Source organism: Kitasatospora sp. NPDC096128 (genome assembly GCF_040303105.1).
Classification (GTDB): domain Bacteria; phylum Actinomycetota; class Actinomycetes; order Streptomycetales; family Streptomycetaceae; genus Kitasatospora.
This window is the reverse complement of sequence record NZ_JBEOSP010000010.1, coordinates 21,421-39,927: the sequence shown is the minus strand read 5'-3', so window position 1 is coordinate 39,927 and position 18,507 is coordinate 21,421. Positions and strand designations below refer to the sequence as shown.

Sequence of the window (18,507 nt, the reverse complement as noted above, 5' to 3'; positions counted from 1 at the left end):
GGGCCTCAACCCCGAAGGTCCACCCGCCAGTTGTTGCTGCGCATGAACCGCCCGGGCGGGAACTCGAACTCGGTCCCGCCGAGCAGGGTGAACCCGGCCTTCGCGCACACCGCGTTGGAGGCGGGGTTGTCCACCGAGGGGAAGGCGTGCAGGAACCGGTGCGCGGCCTCGCGCCGGGCGGCCGCGACGGCGGCGCGGGTGGCGGCCACGGCGATGCCGCGCCCCTGGTGCTCGGGCAGGACGTTCCACCCCATCTCGTGCACGGTCTCGCCGGCCCAGGTGCGGGTGCCGTAGCCGACCGTGCCGACGGCTGTGCCGACGGCCGTGTCGACCGCCGCGCCCTCGGGCAGTAGCACGATGCGGTACATGCAGCCCAGTCCGGACGGGACGAAGTCCAGGTAGCGCGCGTGCCGGACGAGCAGCTGCTCCTCCGTCTCCGGCCCGCCGACGTGCTTCTTCGTCTCCGGGGTGTTCACCCGGCGCAGCAGCGCGAGGTCGGCGTCCGTCCAGGGCTCGATCTGCACCTCGGCGGTGGTCATGCCGGTGACGGTAGCGCCCGCCGGAACTCGTCCACCAGCGGTTTTCACCCGCCCACGGGCCCCTCCGGGCCGGTCGCCCCGGGCTGGGCGAGGGCGCGGGCGAGCTGTTCCAGCGCGGGCAGGGCATGCACGACGGCCTCGCGGTCGGCCGGGTCGAGGGTGCCCAGGGCGGTGGCGATCCGGCGTTCGTGGGCGTGCTGCCAGTCGTCGAGCTGGCGCCGTCCGGCGGGGGTGAGGGCGATGCGGGCGGTGCGCCGGTCGCCGGGGTCGGCCTGGCGGTCGACGAATCCGGCTTCGAGCAGTTTGCCGACCAGTCCGCTGACGGTGTTGGGCGCGAGCCGCTGGCGGGCGGCGAGTTCGCCGACCCGGAGCGGGGCGGCGGCGAGCGTCTGGAGGAGTTCGACCTGCGCCATCGGCAGGGATTCCCACGGGTAGTCGGTGCGGATGCTGCTGCGCAGGGCGCGGCGCAGCCGGGTGACGGTGTCGGTGAGCCGCCGGGCGTGCTCGACCACCGGGTCGGGGCTTTCGGTGGCGGAGTCGGGAACGTGTGGTGACGACGGCATGGCGGACAGCGTATCGCCTGGTACGGGGCGTTCCCCGGGCGCCGTCCGGCCTTCGGACGCGGTGTGGACGCACCGCAAGACGCTTCGTATCGCAGGGCGAGCAACTCGTAGAAAGAACATATCTGCATCCGATATATTTGCGGCATGAACGCCACCGCTCTTGCCGCGCGCCTGCTCACCGAGCGGCCCCGGCCCCGCGGCATAGCCGGCTGGCGCCACGCCCACTGGCTGGCCGTCGGCACGGTCTGCCTCGGCGCCTTCCTCGGCCAGCTCGACGCCAGCGTCATCGCCCTGGTCTTCCCCGCCCTCGGCCGCCACTTCGACGCGGGCTTCGCCGCCGTCGAATGGGTGGCCCTCGCCTACCTGCTCGTCCTGGTCGCCCTGCTGGCCCCGATCGGCTGGCTGTCCGACCTGGTCGGCCGCAAGACCATGTACGTCGGCGGCTTCGCCGTCTTCGGCCTCTCCTCCCTCGGCGCCGGATTCGCCGGCAGCCTGTGGATCCTGGTCGGTTGCCGCGCCGTGCAGGCCGTCGGCGCCGCGATGATGCAGGCCAACAGCGTCGCGCTGGTCGCCCGCGGCGTACCGGGGCACGCGATGCGGCGCGCGCTCGGCATCCAGGCCGCCGCCCAGGGCCTCGGGCTGGCACTCGGCCCGAGCCTCGGCGGGCTGCTGGTGGAGCACGCCTCCTGGCGGTGGGTGTTCTGGGTCAACGTGCCGATCGCGGTGTTCGGCATCGTGGCCGGCTGGTACCTGCTGCCCCGCACCGGGACCTGCGCCGACCGGCCCGCCGCTGCCACCGTCCCCGCCGCCCGCAGGCCGGAACTCCGTGGGCCGGAGCCCTGCGCCCCGGAGCCCCGCACGCCCGAGCCCCGCACGCCCGAGCCACGCTTCGACCTGCCCGGCATGCTGCTGCTCACCGGTGCGACCACCTCGCTGCTGCTCGCCCTCTCCACCGCCTCCGGGCTGCCGCTGCCCGGCTGGGCCGTCGCCGTCCTGCTGGCGGCCGCCGCCGTCCTCGCGCTGGCGCTGGTGCGCCAGGAGCGGCGGGCGGCCCGGCCGATCCTGGCGCCCGGGCTGGTCAACACCCCGGGGGTGCGGTCCGGGCTGGCGGTCGCGCTGATCGGCTACCTGCTGCTGTTCTGCCCGCTCGTACTGGGCCCGGTGCTGCTCACCGGCGCGGGCGTGTCGACGGCCGCCGCCGGGTTGGTGGTCACCCTGCTGCCCGCCGCCTTCGCCGTCGCGGCGACGGTCGGCGGCGGGCTGCTGCCCCGCGGCTGGTCGGACGTCACCAGGTGCCGCTTCGGGTCCGGCCTGGCCGCCGCCGGGCTGCTGCTGTTCGCCGTGCTGCCGGCCTCGGGCGCGACGGTGGCCGCCCCGCTGCTGGTCGCCGGGTACGGACTGGGACTGCTGCTGCCCGCCAACAACGCCCTGGTGATGCGGGCGGTCCCGGCGGAGTGCTCGGCCGTCGGCGGGGGCATGGTGAACATGGCGCGCAGCCTCGGCACCGCGCTCGGCATGGCGCTGTCCGTCCTCGGTGTCCACTTGGCGGGCGCGGCGTCCGGTGGGCGGACGGTGCTGGTCGTCCTCGCGGTGGTCGCGGTGGCCGCCGTCGCCCTGACCCGTCCGGCAGCGGCCCCCATCCGCCCGGTCGGGGACCGGAGTGCCCCCGACCGGAAGGCCTCCGGCCCGAAGGGCCTCAGGACGCGCTGACGTTCAGGGCGTCCTGGGCCCGGTTCAGGCCGAGCCGCACCAGCGTCTCCAGCGCGTCCGCGCAGCGGTCCAACAGCCCTGGCATCGCGGCCAGTTCCTCGTCCGAGAACTTCTTCAACACGTAGTCGCCGACACTCTGGCCCTTCGGCGGGCGGCCGACGCCGAAGCGCAGCCGGACGAAGTCCCGGGTGCCGAGCACCTCGCCCACCGAGCGGACCCCGTTGTGCCCGCCCGGCCCGCCGCCGCGCTTCAACTTGCCGGAGCCGTAAGCGAAGTCCAGGTCGTCCTGGACCACCACCAGGTGCTCCACCGGCACCCCGTAGCGGCGCATCAGGCCGGCCACCGGGCGGCCCGACAGGTTGATGAACCACTGCGGCTTGGCCAGGAACACCCGTCGGCCGTCCAGTTCGATCTCCGCGACCACGCTGCCGATCCCGCGCCGGCGGAACCGGGCGCCGTGCCGCTCGGCCAGCCGGTCCACGGTCAGGAAGCCCGCGTTGTGCCGGGTCAGCCGGAACCAGGGGCCGGGGTTGCCCAGTCCGGCGATCAGCCAGGGCGCGTCAGTGGTCATGCGGGAACTCCAGGTGCAGGGAAACAATGTGCGTGGGGAAAGCGCGCGTAGGGAAGGCGTGCGTGCGAACGGCGCTCGCGGGGAACGGCGTGCACGGGAACGGCGGACGGCCGGGGCGCGGTGCGGACCGGTACGGGACCGCCCGCGCGCCCCGGCCGTCCGGGAAACAGCAGGGTCAGGACGCGGGCACGCCGGGGGCGGCCCCGCGCTCCTTGAGCATGTCGGTCATCAGCTCCATCTCGGAGGTCTGGGCGACCACCATCGACTGGGCGAGCCGCTTCTCGGCGTCGTTCTTCGCCATGTCGACGTAGCCCTGGGCCATCTCGACGCCGCCCTTGTGGTGCTCGATCATCAGCTGCAGGTAGTACACCTCGGCGTCCCGGCCGCTGAGCGAACGCAGCTTCGCCATCTGGGTGTTGGTGGCCATGCCGGGCATCAGCGAACCGTCGTGCGCCGGGTAGTCGTGGCCCATCTTCATCCACGCCATCGGCTTGGCCGGCGAGTGCTGCGACAGCCCCCACTGGTCGATCCAGCCCATCATCATCCCGCGCTGGTTGGCCTGGGTGTTGATGATGTCGAAGGCCAGGGTGCGGGTCGGCTCGTCGGTGGTGCGGTCCCGGACGATGAACGACAGGTCCACCGCCTGCTGGTGGTGGGTCGCCATGTCGCGGGCGAACCCGGCCTCGGGCGAGTCGTCGGCCGGGACGGCCACCGAGGAGGACCCGGAGGCCGGGTTCGAACCGGCCACCAGGGCCGGCACCCCGAGCGCCAGCGCCACCGCGGCGGCCAGCGCGGCCGGCCACCACATCCGACGGCGGCCCGTTCGGGCGGCCGCTTCCGCCTCCGTCGCCGTTGCCTCCGCCGGGTCGGCGTCCGCCGCTACGGCGTCCGCGGGGCGGGCCCCCTCGGCGGTCACATCTGCCCCATCGTGCAGGAGGCGCCCGGCTCCTGGGTCTGCTTGCCCTGGACGTACTTGGTGAAGAACTGGTTGACCCGCGGGTCGCTGGCGCTGTCCACGATCAGCTGGGTGCTCCAGGCGTTCAGGGTGATGGTGCCCTGCTCGTCCGGGTACGGGCTCATCAGCGAGTACGGGGTGGTCTTGACCTTGTCGGAGAGGGTCTTGATGTCGTCCGGCGTGGCCTTGCCGTTGTACGTCACCCAGACCGCGCCGTGCTCCAGCGAGTGGACGGCGCGCTCGTTCTCGACCGGCTGGTCGTAGACGTGGCCCATGCAGTCCAGCCAGACCGCGTTGTGGTCGCCGCCGACCGGCGGGGTCATGGGGTAGTTGACCTTCTCCTTGACGTGGTTGCGGCTCAGGTCGCCGAAGGTCTTCACGCCCGGGATGTCCGCATTGGCGGCGGCCACGCGGTCCTTCTTCTTCTGGTTCTGGTCCATGACGAACCAGGTGGCGGTGCCGATCGCACCGACCACCAGCACACCGGCGGCCACCGAGGCGATGATCTTGTTGCGGCGGTCGCGGCGCTGCTCGGCGGCGCGCAGCTCGGCGATCCGGGCGCGGCGGTCGACGTTGCCCTTGGCGCCGGGCTTGTTGGACTGCTTGGAGGCGGAACCCATGATGGTTGTCCTTGTCCCCGCCGCGCACGGCTGTGGCGGCGGTCGGCTGAAGTGGGGGGAGGGGCGGACCCGCCGACAGGGGCGTCGGCGGTGGGTTCCGCTCAGGACCGGTGGACCTGGAGTTCGTGCAGATCGGGCGAGGGGCGCGGACCGTCCAGCAGACCCGCCGGCACGACCCGGGGCAGCACCTGGGGCGCCGGCACGGTCAACGGCGCCCCGACGGGATGCGGGTGCGGCGGCGGATTCGGCAACTGGGCGTCCTGCGGGCAGAACGGGTGGCTGGAGCAGCCGTTGTTGCGCGGCGGCTGGCCGTCGGCGGTGCACAGGATCCAGTGGTCCTGCTGCTCCGTGAACCGGTGGAGGTGGTCGGAGGCCCGGGCGGCGTCACCGGCGCGCGGGGCCGGCGCGACCGCCTCCGCCGCACTCACCAGCGACACGGCGCTCACCGGGGCCGGAGCCGGGCGGACGGGTTCGTCCGCCCTCGCCAGGCCCGAACACGGCAGCGACGTCAGCAGGGCGACCAGCAACAGGACCAACAGCGCACCCGCCGGGCGGCCCGCCGGTGCGGCCCTCCCCGGTCGGTGTGAGCTCGGGGCCGACGCGGTCATGCGCACATTTAATCAGCCGAACGGGTGAAGCGATGCCCCTACCAGGCCCTCATTTTCGACCCCCAATACGCCGCAATGTCCAGGAAACGCCCTGCTCGGGGCACATCCGGCAAGCACGGACGGAACGGATACGGACGCGGCCGCGACACCCGCCCCACCCCATCGCCCACCCCACCGCCCCGGCACCCACGAACCGGCAGGTGAGCGCGGTGGCCGGGAAGATCCGGTCGGTGACCGGTTGTCGTCGAAACCCGGACACGGTCGTTGCACTTGGAGACAATGACGCCAGTCCGGCCCCGCCGGGGGCGGCGCGACCACGGACCGACCAGGAGCCGCCAGATGAGCAAGCAGGGTGCACCCGCACAGCCGCCCCGGCCCGACGACGGCTGGTGGGACACCGTCTACGACGGCCCGGCGGGCACCCTCCCCGACACCCCGGACGCCGACTCCGGCGACGGCAGCGTCGACGACTGGTTCGACACGGCCGCCGGACTGATCGGGCCGCAGCGCACGGCGCCGCCGGAGGCGGCCGTCGTGCCCGCAGCGGAGCGGGACAGCATCGACGACTGGTTCGACGACGCGCTCGGCGTCATCGAGGGCACCGGCGGCGGCATCGGACACCAACGCACCTCGCCCGACACCCACCAGCTCCCCGCCCCCGCCCCCGACATCCCCGAGGTGCCGGCTTCGGAACCCGCGTCGGAGCCCGGGGAGCCCGCGACCCCGGTCTCCTTGGAGAAGCCGGAGCCGACCCCCGAACCCCAGCCGGAACCCACTGTGGCAGCGGAACCCGAGCCTGATCCCGAGCCGGAGCCCGAGCCGGCCCCCGAACCTGATCCCGAGCCGGAGCCCGAGCCTGCCGCCGCCCCCGAACCCCCGGCGGCCAAGGAACCGGCCCCCGAACCCGAACCCGACCACGCGCCGCAGCCCGACCCGGAATCCGTGGCCCCCGTCCCCGACCCGCGCCTCGCCATCCGCACCCCTCCCGCCGTGCCCCACGTCGGCGAGCGCCCCCCGACCTACGGCCCCGAGCCGACCGCCGTACCGGAGACGGACCCGGGCACCCTCGACACGGTCGTCCCGGACACCGCGCTCGAAGGCGCCCAGTACGGGACGACCGTGCTGCGCGCCGTCTCCGTACGAGGCGACTCCGCCCGCTACCGCGGCGAACCGCGCCGGGACAGTCTGCTGGTCACCAGGTTCGGCGACGGCCCCGACGGACTGCTGCTCGCCGTCCTCGCCGGCTACGACCGCACCGGCGGGGCCGAGGACGAGTCCCTCACCCCGCAGGCCGTCGCCGCTGGGGCGGGCGAGGCCTGCCGCCAGCTCGCTGCCGCGATCGGGCGCAGCCGGACCGGCCTCGCCGCCGACCTGCGCGACGGCGCCCGCGACCGGCTCCGCTACGGCCTCCAGCGCCTGGCCACCGGCGCCGCCGCCCCGCTGCGTGCCCTCGCACCCCGGGCCGAGGGGGACGACACCCCGTCCCCGGCCTCGCTGCACTGCCTGCTGATGTCGCTCGACCCGGCAGCCGGCTACCGCGCCGCCTTCGGCGTCGGGCCCGGCGGGCTCTACCTGCTGCGCTCCGGCCACTGGATCGACGCCTACGGGGCCCGGCTGCTCCACCACCCGGACGGCCAGCCGCCCGTCCCGGACGCCCCGGTCTCGGACCCGCGCCCGTTCCGCTTCCGTCTCGTCCCCGCTACCCCGGGCGACATCCTGCTCCTCTGCACCCCGGGCCTCTCCCACCCGATCGCCGACGAACCCGCCGTCGCCCACTTCCTCTCCTCCCACTGGGCGCACCCCCACCCCCCGGGCACCGTCGACTTCCTCCGCCAGGTCCAAGTCCGCGCCAAGGGCTACGCCGACGACCGCACCGCCGCCGCCATCTGGACCGAATGACGGACCCCCTGCAGACCGGGCACCCGAGCCGAGGCCCCTGACGTGTCGCGCACCTGGGCGCGCTGTCCGAAGGTCCGGGCCGGGCACCTGACCGAGAGCATGGAGCTCGCTGCACCGGAAGTCGGCCCAGCCGACTTCCGGTGCAGTCCTGTGCGAGTGCCCGCCGCTCATCGGGAGCGAGGGCCGTGCCGGCGGCCGCAACTCGGTGGACCGGCGGTCTGCACGAGAAGTCGGCGGGGCCGACTTTTGGTGCAGGAGTGGCGAGCGTCCGAGGGAATCTGTAGACCGGTCTGCCTACTTGTCCGGGCAGCGCGCTGCACGAGAAGTCGGCCCCGCCGACTTCTCGTGCCAGCGGGACGGCGGCGACGCTGAGAGCGAGGGAATCAGTAGACCGGTCGGTTCATTCCTCAGGGGTGCACCGCGCGAGAACAGGCACTAACTGGCCAGCAAATCTATAGACCGGTCGGCATAATCGTCCGAAAGGAAGGCACGCCACGCGGGACGCCCGGTCGGTCGCCCCCGGGCTGCGCCGCGGCCCGGGGCGGCGGCAGAGCGTCGGCGGCAGAGCGTTGGCGGCCGGGCCCGCGGTTCTGCGCGAGAAGTCGGCCCGGCCGACTTCTCGCGCAGCCCTGTCAGCCCTGTCAGCCCTGTCAGCCCTGTCAGCCCTGTCAGCCCCGTCCGGGGCCTCAGGTGCGGAGCAGGATGGCGGCGACCGCGGTGGCTTGGGTGAGGGCCGCGGGGGTGGGGGTGGCCGGGAGGCCGATGGCGATGGGGACGGCGAGGCCGTCGAGGAGGGCGCGTAGCTGGGTGGCGCGGTCGGCGGTGGGGCCGGGGGTGAAGTGGCCCGTGGCGGTGCCCTGGTCGATGAGGGTGACCAGATCGGCCTGCCAGGGGGCTTCGATCTCCTGCTGGCCCTGGCGGAGTTCGGCGCTGGCGGGGGAGCGGCCCCAGACCTCGACCCAGAGGATCCAGCGCGGGTCTCCGGGGCCGTCGGGCAGGTAGAGGCGCAGGTACGCGTCGAGCCGCTGCCAGGGGTCGAGGGCGGGGTCGGCGAGGGCTTCGCGCCGGCGGGCGCCGAGTTGGTCCTCGCTCCAGCGGAGGGTTTCCAGCAGGAGCTGGTCCTTGCTGCCGAAGTAGTAGAGCAGGTGTCCGGCGCTCATCTGGAGCTGCTTGCCGAGCCCGGCCATGGTGAGTTTGGCGAGTCCGTGTTCGGCGATCGCGGCCCGGGCGGTGGCGTAGACCTCCTCGCGGGGGCGCGCCGGGCGGCGCGGGCGGGGGTCGGCCATGGCGGTGCTGCTTCCTGGTGGGCGGGTGGCGGAGGACCGAACGCTACCGGAGCGGGGGTGTGCGCCCCCACTCCGGTAGCCGGGCCCGGTCATGCCCGGTCGGGCCCGGTCAGGCCTTGGGCTGCTGCTGGGTGATGCAGTGGATGCCGCCCCCGTTGGCGAAGATCTCGCGGGCGTCGACGAGTTCGACGGTGCGGCCGGGGTAGGCCTGGGCGAGGATGTCGGCGGCTTCCCGGTCGCGCGGGTCGTCGAAGGCGCAGAGGACGACGGCGCCGTTGGCCACGTAGTGGTTGATGTAGGAGTAGTCGACCGGCTCGCCGTCCTCGTCGAACAGGACGGTGGGCGCGGGGAGTTCGATGACGTCGAGCTGCCGGCCGCGGGCGTCGGTGGCGGCGCGCAGGATGGCGACGAGCTCCTGGCAGACCGCATGGTCGGGGTGGGCCGGGTCGGGCTGGACGTGGGCGACGACGACGCCGGGGCGGACGAAGGAGGCGACGATGTCGATGTGGCCGCGGGTGCCGAACTCGTCGTAGTCGCGGGTGAGTCCGCGGGGCAGCCAGACGGCCTTGGTGGTGCCGAGGAAGGCGTGCAGTTCGGCCTCGACCTGCTCCTTGGTCCAGTCGGCGTTGCGGCCCTCGCCGAGTTGGACGGTCTCGGTGACCAGGACGGTGCCCTCGCCGTCCACGTGGATGCCGCCGCCCTCGTTGATCAGCCGGGAGGCGAAGCGCTGGACGGCGGTCAGTTCGCTGATGTGCTCGGCGATGTGCTGGTCCTTGTCCCAGCGGGCCCAGGACTGGGCCCCCCAGCCGTTGAAGATCCAGTCGGCGGCGGCGAGCGAGCCCTTGCCGTCGATCAGGAAGGACGGGCCGATGTCGCGCATCCAGGCGTCGTCCAGCGGGCGTTCGACGATCTCGACGGCCTCGGAGACGTACTTGCGGGCGTCCGCGGTCTCGCCGGTGTTGACGATCAGCGTGACCGGCTCGTACCGGACGATGGTGTTGGCCACGGCGGCCCAGGCCTCGCGCCCGGTGTGCAGGTTCTCCGGGGTGTCGAAGGTGGGGTTGGTGGTGGGGAAGGCCATCCAGGTGCGGTCGTGGGGGTGCCACTCGGCGGGCATCCGGTAGCCGAGCGAGGCGGGCGTGGCGGACGTGGGGGTGGTCATCATCAGATCCTTGAAGACGTGAAGACTTGAGGAGGGCAAGGGTCAGAGGAAGTAGAGGCGGCTGAGCGAGACGCTGTCCGCCGGTTCGGAGCGCAGTGGCGCGCCGTCGAGCGAGACCAGTCCGGTCTCGGTGACCTCGACGTGGCCGGTGCGGGTGTTGCGCACCATGTCGCGCGGCCCGATGCCGCGGGTGCCGCGGACGCCGACCCGGCGTCGGCGGGTGGGGAGTCCGTCGGCGGGCCGGTCGAGGTAGGCGCCGTCGGCGGCGGCCTGGGCGACGAAGGCGACCGAGAGGTCGGCGGCGGTCGCGCCGTGGGCGCCGAACTGGGGCCCGAGGACGAGGGGTTCGCAGCGGTCGGTGGAGGCGTTGGGGTCGCCGACGACGCCGTACGCGGGGAAGCCGGCCTTGAGGACGAGCTGCGGTTTGGCGCCGAAGTGGTCGGGGCGCCAGAGCACGATGTCGGCGAGCTTGCCGGTCTCGATCGAGCCGACCTCGTGCGAGAGTCCGTGGGCGATGGCGGGGTTGATGGTGAGTTTGGCGATGTAGCGCAGCACCCGCTCGTTGTCGTCGCCGCCCTCGGTGGTCCCGAACCCACCGTCGAGCGGGCCGAGTTCGGCCTTCATCTTGCCGGCCATGGCGAAGGTGCGGCGTACGGTCTCGCCGGCGCGGCCCATGCCCTGGGCGTCGGAGGAGGTGATGCCGATGACCCCGAGGTCGTGCAGCACGTCCTCGGCGCCCATGGTGCCGGCCCGGATGCGGTCGCGGGCCATGGCGGCGTCGCCGGGCAGGTCGACCTTGAGGTCGTGCGCGGAGACGATCATGCCGAAGTGCTCGCCGAGGGCGTCCCGGCCGAAGGGCAGGGTGGGGTTGGTGGAGGAGCCGATGACGTTCGGCACCCCGGCCATCTTGAGCACGTTGGGGACGTGTCCGCCGCCGCACCCCTCGATGTGGAAGGCGTGGATGGTGCGGCCCTCGAGCACCCGCAGGGTATCCTCGACCGACAGGCACTCGTTCAACCCGTCGGTGTGCAGGGCGACTTGGACGTCGTACTGCTCGGCGACGCGCAGCGCGGTGTCCAGCGCGCGGGTGTGGGCGCCCATGTCCTCGTGCACCTTGAAGCCGGAGGCGCCGCCCTCGGCCAGGGCCTCGGTCAGCGGGGCCTCGTCGGAGGACGAACCGCGCGCCAGGAAGCCGATGTTGACCGGCCAGGCGTCGAAGGCGTTGAAGGCGTGGCGCAGCGCCCAGGGGGAGTTGACGCCGACGCCCCAGACCGGGCCGAACTCCTGGCCGATGACGGTGGTGACGCCGGAGGCGAGCGAGGCCTCCATGATCCGCGGCGAGAGCAGGTGGACGTGGGTGTCGACGGCGCCGGCGGTGGCGATCAGGCCTTCGCCGGAGACGATCGTGGTGCCGGTGCCGACGACCACGTCGACGCCGTCCAGGGTGTCGGGGTTGCCGGCCCGTCCGATGGCGGCGATCCGGCCGCCGATCAGGCCGATGGACGTCTTGCGGATGCCCTGGACCGCGTCGATGACCAGCACGTTGCTGATCACGACGTCGCAGGTGTCGCGGACGGCGGCGGGCTTGAGGTGGATCCCGTCGCGGGCGGTCTTGCCGAAGCCGGCCAGGAACTCGTCGCCGGGGGCCTGGGAGTCGGATTCGACGCGGACGATCAGTCCGCTGTCGCCGAGCCGGATCCGGTCGCCGGCCCGCGGGCCGTGTACGGAGATGTAGTCGTGCGGGGAGATCGAGCTCATGACGGCACCTCCTGGTCGTCGAACCGGTCGTCGAAGCCGGTCAGGTAGCCGGTGGCGCGGGCCTTGGCGAGGGCGGCCTCCTTGGCGCCGGGGGCGTCCAGGGGGCCGTCGACGAGTCCGGCGAAGCCGATCGCGACGCGCTCGCCGCCGATCGGGACGAGGCCGACCTCGACGGTGGCGCCGGGGTCGAAGCGGACCGAGGAGCCGGCCGGGACGGCCAGGTGGGTGCCGTAGGCGGCGGCGCGGTCGAAGGCCAGGCGCGGGTTGGCCTCGAAGAAGTGGAAGTGCGAGGTGACCGAGATCGGTACCTGGGAGGTGTTGTGGACGGGGATGAGCAGCGTCTCCTCGACCGGGTCGTAGCCGGCGCCGTCGCCGGCCAGCGCGCCGCCGGGGGCTTCGTCGCCGAGCGAGCCGGCGCCCTTGAAGGGGTCGTTGACGACGGCGAGGCGGGTGCCGTCGTCGAAGACGGCCTCGACCTGGACGACGGTGACCACGTCGGGCACGCCGGGCAGCACGTCGTCGGCGGTGAGGACGGAGCGGCCGGCCTCGATGGCCTCGGCGAGGCGGCGGCCGTCGCGGGCGGCCTCGCAGACGGTGTCCGCGATCAGGGCGGTCGCCTCGGGGATGTTGAGGCGTACGCCCCGGGCGCGGCGGGCGCGGGCCAGTTCGGCTGCTGTGAAGATCAGCAGCCGGTCCCGCTCGGTGGGGGTCAGTCGCACGGTTCCTCGCTCGCGGTCGCCGGGGAGGGGGAGGGCTCGGGGCCGGTGGGGGAGGGCTTCCCGGGACGATGTTAGAACGGCGTTCAAACATCTCGGGCCATTGAACCCGCACCGGGGCCTCGTGTCCAGCGTTGCCGCTCGACGGGGCTTCGGCTTGTCGGGCGGGCGGCGGGGGTGAGCGGGGCCGCCGCGGCCGGGGCGGGCGGAGCCACTACGGCGGCGGGAATCGGGCGGCGGGAATCGGGCGGCGGGAAACGGGCGGCGCGCGGCAGGAGCGAGGGTGGGGGCGCGCGGCCCCGCGCACGGTCCGTACGGGCGCCGGGTGTGCGCGGGATCGGGTGGGGGCGGTCTCGAAAACAGGCTCTGCGCTTCGCAAACCCGTCCGGCGCGAGCAGTTGGATCACGTGAACCTCCCCGTGCCCCTTTCACCCCACGTGATCGGACGCACACTGTTGCAAACGCCGTCAACTGGGCATGAGGATGGTGGTCAGTACGAGGGGGCCACCCGGCCGGCGGGGGATCCGGAGGCGGGGGCCCGGATTTGAGGGCGGGGGCATCTGTTGATGGACGGTCAGTCGCGATTCCCGCGGCAGCGGACGAGTTCGGGCGACGCCTACCGGTCCGGGCCGGCCCAGGGTCCGGTCGGCGGCGCCGGAACGGCCCTGCCGGGTGCCTCGGCCCCGGGGTGCGCCCTGCACCGCCGGCTGCACCTGACGCTCGACCCGGCCGACCTGGTCGCGGTGGGCGCGGTGAGGCACCGGCTGCGCACGGCGCTGAGCCACTGGGGGGTGCCGGAGCTGTCCGACACCGCCGAGCTGCTCTCCTCCGAACTGGTCACCAACGCGCTGCAGCACACCACCAAGGGCGCGGTCTTCGACGCGGTGCTCGGCTCGGACAGCCGGCTGCGGGTCGAGGTGCAGGACGGCGCGAGCCGACTGCCCGGCCGGCGGCGCGAGCCGGAAACCGAGTACGCGACCTCGGGGCGCGGCCTGCTGCTGGTGGAAGCGCTCGCGGACTCCTGGGGCGTGCAGCTGCGCGGCGACGGCAAGATCACCTGGTTCGAACTCGCGCTGCCGTGAGCGCCGGCAGTCCGTGGCACCGGTAGTCCGTGGCACCGGCAGTCCGTGGCACCGACCGTCGTCGTTCCGTGCGACGCCCGCAGAATTGTTCGCCGTCGATTGATCTGTTCCCGAAGCAAGCCCTGAACACAAGGCGGAGCGCAAGATTTCCGGCCCGTTGCCATTGCCGCTGGGCCGAACATTGGACAGGATGGTGGGAATGTGTGTCCACGTGCGGGAAACAGCGGGGAGACCGAGCCTCGACTGACCCCCGTCCGTCGGCACCGTCCGATCCAGCACGACCCATCACACCGCCACGCGGCCCGTCCGGACGGTCGGCGCGGTCCGCCACGGCAGCGGCAGGAGCAGCATGCCCACTGAGCCCGAGTCGCCGGGGCCGGCGCTTCCTCCCGGCACGTCCGCCGTGGAGCCGCACCCGCCCGCTCCTCGCCCGCCCGCCCAGGCCACCCGCCGCAACTCCGTCCGCACCTCGCCCGCGCTCGCCTCGGGGCGGCTGGCGCCCGTGCTGTCCGGCGGGCTGCCGCCCTCCTCCGCCGACTCCATGCCGGACTGGCTGGAGCCCGCGATGGCCGCCAACGGCATCGGCTCCTTCGACTGGGACATCCGCCGCGACGTCCTGGAGGGCGACCAGCGGGCCTGCGCGATCATCGGACTGGACGCCGTCGAGCGGGGCCGCTTCGACCGCACCGCCGCCTCCTTCCTCTCCCTGCTGCACCCCGAGGACGCGCCCGTGGTGCGTCGCCGGGTCGAGCGTGCGGTGGCCGAGCTCGGCCAGTGCGGCGCCTACTACCGCACCGTCGGGCCGAACGGCACGATGCGGGCGGTGCGCTTCCGCGGCCGGGTGCTCGCGGACGCCTTCGGCCGGGCCTCCAGGATGGTGGGCTTCGTCTGGGACGCCACCGTCGAGCTGCACAAGCGCGACCGGGCCGACCGGATGGCCCTGCTGCGCGAGGAGCGCTCCCGGTTCATCAAGGAGGCCGCGCGCGCCCTCTCCGAGGCGGTCACCGTCCGTGACGTGGCCCGGGTGTTCACCGAGCTGCCGCTGCCCGGACTGCCGCCGGACGGTCTGGTGCTCGCCTCCTTCGAGGCCGGACGGGCCCGGATCCTCGGTGCCTCCGGCTACCGCTCGCAGGCGCTCGCCGTCTGGGACCGCACCGTGCTGCCGGCCGGCCACCCGGCCGCCGAGGCGCTCAAGCACCGCACCCCGGTCTTCATCTCCAGCCGCGGGGACTTCCAGGACCGTCACCCCGACGTGTGGGAGCAGACCAGCCGCACCGGCCGCGGCTCCTGGGCGTACCTGCCGCTGGTGGCCAGCGGCCGGGCGATCGGCGTCTGCGTGGTCAGCTTCGACGACGAGCGCGAGCTGGACGCGGACGAGCGCACCCTGCTGTCCACCCTGGGCGGGCTGGTCGCCCAGTCGCTGGCCCGGGCCCGGCTGCACGACGCCGAGCACGAGCTGGCGGCAGGCCTCCAGCGGGTGATGCTGCCGCGCACCGTCCCGTCCATCCCCGGGGTGACCACCGCGGTGCGCTACCTCGCGGCCGGTTCCGGCCTGCAGATCGGTGGCGACTGGTACGACGTGGTGCCGCTGCCCGGCGGGCACGTCGGCCTGGTGATCGGGGACGTCCAGGGCCACGACGTGCACGCGGCCGGGATCATGGGCCAGCTGCGGATCGCGCTGCGCGCCTACGCCGCCGAGGGCCACCCGCCCGCTGCCGTGATGGCCCGGGCCTCCCGCTTCCTGGCCGACCTGGACACCGACCACTTCGCGACCTGCACCTACGCCGAGGTCAACGTGGACTACGGCGTGGTCTACGCCGTCCGGGCCGGCCACCTGGACCCGGTGGTGCGCCGCGCGGACGGCACCGCCGCCGTGCTGCCGGTGGCCGGCGGGCTGCCGCTGGGCATCGACCCGGACCAGGACTACCGGGTCACCCGGTTCAGCCTGGACCCGGGCGAGACGGTGCTGCTGTGCACCGACGGCCTGGTCGAGGCGCGCGGCATGGACCTGGACGAGGGCATCGACCGGCTCACCCGCGCCCTGGCCCGTCCGCTCCCGGCCGCCGACGAGGCGGCCCGCGACCCGCTGGAGGAGCTGGCCGACCGGATCGCCTCCCAGGCCGCCGACTCCAGCGAGCGCGAGGACGACATAGCGCTGCTCCTGCTGCGCTGGGACGGCCCGGAGGGCGGCCTGGCAGCCCAGCAGCTGCGCCGCCGGATCGGCCAGGCCGACCTGGCCCGGGTCGCCGAGGTGCGCGCCGAGCTGCGCGACGCGCTGCGGCGCTGGGGCGTCGCCGAGTTCATCGACACCGCCGAGCTGCTCTCCTCCGAGCTGGTGACGAACGCGATCCGGCACACCGACCGGGACGCCATGTTCACCGCCCGGCTCTACCGGGAGACGGTGTCGGACGGCGGCCGCGCCCGGCTGCGGGTCGAGGTGGAGGACGAGTCCGACCTCTGGCCGACCCGCCGGACCCCGGGGGAGCAGGCCTCCTCCGGGCGCGGGCTGATGCTGGTCGAGGCGCTGGCGGACGCCTGGGGGGTGGAGCCGCGCGGGTCCGGCAAGCGGATGTGGTTCGAGCTCAGCGGGACGAGCGCGGCCTGACCGCCCCCGGGCCGATGCCCCGGCCCTGGGGACGGCTCAGCCGAACTGCTGTTCCAGGTCCTTCAGTTTGCGCTCCAGCGAGTCCAGTCGGGGCAGCGTGACGGTGTCCTCATCGGCGGTGAGGTCGATGGTGCGCCGTTCCGGACGGGCCGGCAGGCCCGGTGGGACGACCGTGCCCCCGGCCGCCCCGACCTCGCGCGGGCCCGCCTCGGCGGCCCCGGCCTCCCGGGTGCCCGCCGGCAGCTCGGCCCCGGCCGCGGGCCCGGGCCCGGGCCCGCCGGTTATCGCGGACTCCGAGCCGGCCGACTCCAACTGCCGTGCGGCGCCGCCGCGTCCGCGCCAGTGGCCGCTGCTCCGGTTGATCGCCCTGATCTCGGCCCGTTCGCGGCGCCCGGCGAGCTTGCGGCGCTCCTTCTCCATGGCGCGCTCCCGCTTCTCGTCGCGGACCTCGTCCACCGCCTCGTCCAGGCTGCGCACGCCCTCCAGGAGCATCAGCGACCAGGCCGCGTAGGTCTCGCGCGGGGCGCGCAGCCAGCGGACGATGCGGATCTGCGGCAGCGGACGGGGCACCAGGCCCTGTTCGCGCAGCGCCGCCCGGCGGGTCTGCTTGAGCGCGCGGTCGAACAGGACCGCGGCGGACAGCGACATGCCGGAGAAGAACTGCGGGGCGCCGGCGTGGCCGAAGCCGCGCGGGGCGTGCACCCAGTTGAACCAGGCCGAGGCGCCGGCGAAGAGCCAGACCAGCAGCCGGGAGCCGAGCGCCGCGTCGCCGTGGCTGGCCTCGCGGACGGCGAGCACCGAGCAGAACATCGCGGCGCCGTCGAGCCCGAACGGGACGAGGTACTCCCAGCCGCCGGACAGGCCGAGGTTCTGCACACCGAAGCCGACCAGGCCGTGGAAGGAGAGCGCGGCCGCGACCCCGGCGCAGCAGAACAGCAGCGTGTAGGAGGCGGCGCCGTACAGGGATTCCTTGTTGCGGCGCCGTTCCTCGGAACGCTCCCAGGAATCCGCGCCGGCGGCGGATCCCCGGCTCCGGGCCAGGGCCACCAGGAGGGCGCTGACCAGCAGCCCCACCACCCCGGTGACGGCCCAGCCGAGCGGTATGTCGGACAATTTCATCGCCGGAACCAGCCTCGCTTTCTGCGTCGCGTTCCTGTGCCGCCCACTGTGTTCCAGCGGCACGGCGGGGACCATCATGACGGATGCCCGGCGGGGGAAAGGCTGATTCGCGGTCAATGCGCTGAGGAGAGGGATTTCTGAGCCCTCATCAATAGCATTGTCATAGGAATCTGATGTGGGGCAATCCAGGAATCACGGGCTTTTCGAATCCGCGATCGGACGGATTTTCGTCAACGTCGCGTGACGCGGGGGCAGCCGGTGCACATTTCCGCGGATTCCACGGTGTAGACGAGGCAACAGCTGGCCCGGGCCCGTTCCGTACCCGAAGCACCGTTGCGCCCGGGCGCCGGGAGCGCGAAACCCGCACCCGGGGTGAAGGGGGCCGGGGCGGGGGCGGGGCCCCGGCCCGCGCCGGGCGTGCACGCCGCTCCGGCCCCCTCCACCCCGGCTTTCCCGGTCACCCCGGCTTCCCCGGTCCTGCCGGTCTCCCCGGTCTCCCCGGGTGTCCCGGGCGCCAGCAGTGCGGACAGCTCGGCGCCCGCCCGCTCCTGCTCCCCGACCAGCCCGCCCGCATACCAGAGCCCCTCCACCACCGCGTCGGTGGCCATCGCCCACAGCACCCGGGGCCCGCGGCGCGCCCCCGGCCCGAAGGCGGCCAGCACCGGGGTGAGGAACTGGCCCAGCGCGCACCGCAGTTCGGCCGCCAGTGCGTGCTCGTCCGGCACCGTCCGGGCCCCGGGCGCACCGGCCGCCGGGTCGTCCGGCAGGCAGACGAAGGCCTCCGGGCGCACCGTCAGCTCCATCGAGGCGGGGCCGCGGTGCACCGAGACGTCGCCGGGGCCGAGCAGCGGGACGCGCCGTTCCAGGAACCACGGCAGGGTGAACAGCAGCGAGACCGGCCAGACGAAGCGGTGCAGCCCGAAGCCGGCCGCCACGTCCGGGCGCAGCGGCCGCCCGTAGCGGACCAGGCCCTGCCGGGCGTCGTGGGCGACCAGCTCGTGCAGTGCCGCCGGATCGGTGGTGATCGCGGAGACCGGCAGCCAGCCGTCGCCGTGCCGGGGCGGGGCGCAGCGCACGGCCAGCATCGGCGCGAGTGCGGTCAGCCGGTGGTACGAGGGCGCGCAGGGGGTGGGGGGCTCCGGCGCGTGGGTGTGGGCTTGCGCCGGGGTGGTGCGGGGGGCGCGCGGCGCGGGGCCGGGCCGGGTGCTGCTCGCGGTCATGGGCGGGCCCCATCGGGTCGACCGGGGCCGCCGGTGGACCGCCCGGCGGGCCCGGTCGCTGGGCGGCGCCGGGCCCGGCCGGTCCGGGGCGCGG

The 18,507-nt window shown here is 74.1% G+C and carries 16 protein-coding genes; 4 read left to right on the top strand and 12 right to left on the bottom strand.

Annotated elements, in window-relative coordinates:
- Positions 1–5: 5 nt before the first annotated feature.
- A complete protein-coding gene (locus ABTY61_RS13775) occupies positions 6–539 on the bottom strand; it encodes a GNAT family N-acetyltransferase (RefSeq protein WP_350505176.1) in 534 nt (177 codons plus the stop codon).
- Positions 540–583: 44 nt separating this feature from the next.
- Positions 584–1,102, bottom strand: coding sequence for a MarR family winged helix-turn-helix transcriptional regulator (locus ABTY61_RS13770; protein WP_350505175.1), 519 nt, complete (start codon positions 1,100–1,102; stop codon positions 584–586).
- Between the two features lie 144 nt (positions 1,103–1,246).
- Between ABTY61_RS13770 and ABTY61_RS13765 the strand changes: the two genes are divergently transcribed.
- Positions 1,247–2,812: an MFS transporter gene (locus tag ABTY61_RS13765; protein WP_350505174.1), complete on the top strand. Its 1,566-nt coding sequence runs from the start codon at positions 1,247–1,249 to the stop codon at positions 2,810–2,812.
- Here the strand turns inward: ABTY61_RS13765 and pth are convergent.
- The 4 genes from pth to ABTY61_RS13745 form a co-directional block, all read right to left on the bottom strand.
- Complete coding sequence (gene pth / locus ABTY61_RS13760) at positions 2,799–3,383, bottom strand: aminoacyl-tRNA hydrolase (RefSeq protein WP_350505173.1); 585 nt, start codon at positions 3,381–3,383, stop codon at positions 2,799–2,801. The genes ABTY61_RS13765 and pth overlap by 14 nt on opposite strands.
- 175 nt (positions 3,384–3,558) lie before the next feature.
- Positions 3,559–4,191: a DUF305 domain-containing protein gene (locus tag ABTY61_RS13755; protein WP_387931685.1), complete on the bottom strand. Its 633-nt coding sequence runs from the start codon at positions 4,189–4,191 to the stop codon at positions 3,559–3,561.
- 104 nt (positions 4,192–4,295) lie between these two features.
- Positions 4,296–4,958: a DUF3105 domain-containing protein gene (locus ABTY61_RS13750; protein ID WP_350505171.1), complete on the bottom strand. Its 663-nt coding sequence runs from the start codon at positions 4,956–4,958 to the stop codon at positions 4,296–4,298.
- A 101-nt stretch (positions 4,959–5,059) separates the two neighbouring features.
- Positions 5,060–5,494 carry a hypothetical protein gene (locus tag ABTY61_RS13745; RefSeq protein WP_350505170.1) on the bottom strand — a complete coding sequence of 145 codons (435 nt, stop codon included), beginning with the start codon at positions 5,492–5,494 and terminating at the stop codon, positions 5,060–5,062.
- 411 nt (positions 5,495–5,905) lie between these two features.
- Here ABTY61_RS13745 and ABTY61_RS13740 point away from each other — a divergent pair, with 411 nt between their 5' ends.
- Positions 5,906–7,465: a hypothetical protein gene (locus ABTY61_RS13740; RefSeq protein ID WP_350505169.1), complete on the top strand. Its 1,560-nt coding sequence runs from the start codon at positions 5,906–5,908 to the stop codon at positions 7,463–7,465.
- Positions 7,466–8,151: 686 nt separating this feature from the next.
- Here ABTY61_RS13740 and ABTY61_RS13735 read toward each other — a convergent pair.
- The 4 genes from ABTY61_RS13735 to ABTY61_RS13720 all read right to left on the bottom strand — a co-directional run bounded on the left by ABTY61_RS13735 (position 8,152) and on the right by ABTY61_RS13720 (position 12,390).
- Positions 8,152–8,751 (bottom strand): TetR/AcrR family transcriptional regulator, encoded by a 600-nt coding sequence (locus ABTY61_RS13735; protein WP_350505168.1) that lies wholly within the window; start codon positions 8,749–8,751, stop codon positions 8,152–8,154.
- Between the two features lie 109 nt (positions 8,752–8,860).
- On the bottom strand, positions 8,861–9,916 hold the full coding sequence (locus tag ABTY61_RS13730; RefSeq protein ID WP_350505167.1) for an agmatine deiminase family protein: 1,056 nt from the start codon (positions 9,914–9,916) through the stop codon (positions 8,861–8,863).
- Positions 9,917–9,955: 39 nt separating this feature from the next.
- Positions 9,956–11,671, bottom strand: coding sequence for an urease subunit alpha (locus tag ABTY61_RS13725; protein ID WP_350505166.1), 1,716 nt, complete (start codon positions 11,669–11,671; stop codon positions 9,956–9,958).
- Positions 11,668–12,390: an urease subunit gamma gene (locus ABTY61_RS13720; RefSeq protein ID WP_350505165.1), complete on the bottom strand. Its 723-nt coding sequence runs from the start codon at positions 12,388–12,390 to the stop codon at positions 11,668–11,670. The genes ABTY61_RS13725 and ABTY61_RS13720 overlap by 4 nt, the downstream gene beginning before the upstream one ends.
- Before the next feature lie 563 nt (positions 12,391–12,953).
- Between ABTY61_RS13720 and ABTY61_RS13715 the strand changes: the two genes are divergently transcribed.
- Together ABTY61_RS13715 and ABTY61_RS13710 are read left to right on the top strand one after the other, a co-directional pair.
- Positions 12,954–13,469 (top strand): ATP-binding protein, encoded by a 516-nt coding sequence (locus ABTY61_RS13715; RefSeq protein ID WP_350505164.1) that lies wholly within the window; start codon positions 12,954–12,956, stop codon positions 13,467–13,469.
- Positions 13,470–13,818: 349 nt separating this feature from the next.
- The gene (locus tag ABTY61_RS13710) at positions 13,819–16,074 is read left to right on the top strand and encodes a SpoIIE family protein phosphatase (RefSeq protein WP_350505163.1); all 2,256 of its coding nucleotides are present in this window, start codon (positions 13,819–13,821) and stop codon (positions 16,072–16,074) included.
- Between the two features lie 36 nt (positions 16,075–16,110).
- Here the strand turns inward: ABTY61_RS13710 and ABTY61_RS13705 are convergent, their stop codons facing one another.
- Positions 16,111–17,193, bottom strand: a complete 1,083-nt coding sequence (locus ABTY61_RS13705) for a DUF2637 domain-containing protein (protein ID WP_350505162.1) — start codon at positions 17,191–17,193, stop codon at positions 16,111–16,113.
- Between the two features lie 230 nt (positions 17,194–17,423).
- Positions 17,424–18,413: a (2Fe-2S)-binding protein gene (locus ABTY61_RS13700; protein ID WP_350505161.1), complete on the bottom strand. Its 990-nt coding sequence runs from the start codon at positions 18,411–18,413 to the stop codon at positions 17,424–17,426.
- Positions 18,414–18,507 lie beyond the last annotated feature (94 nt).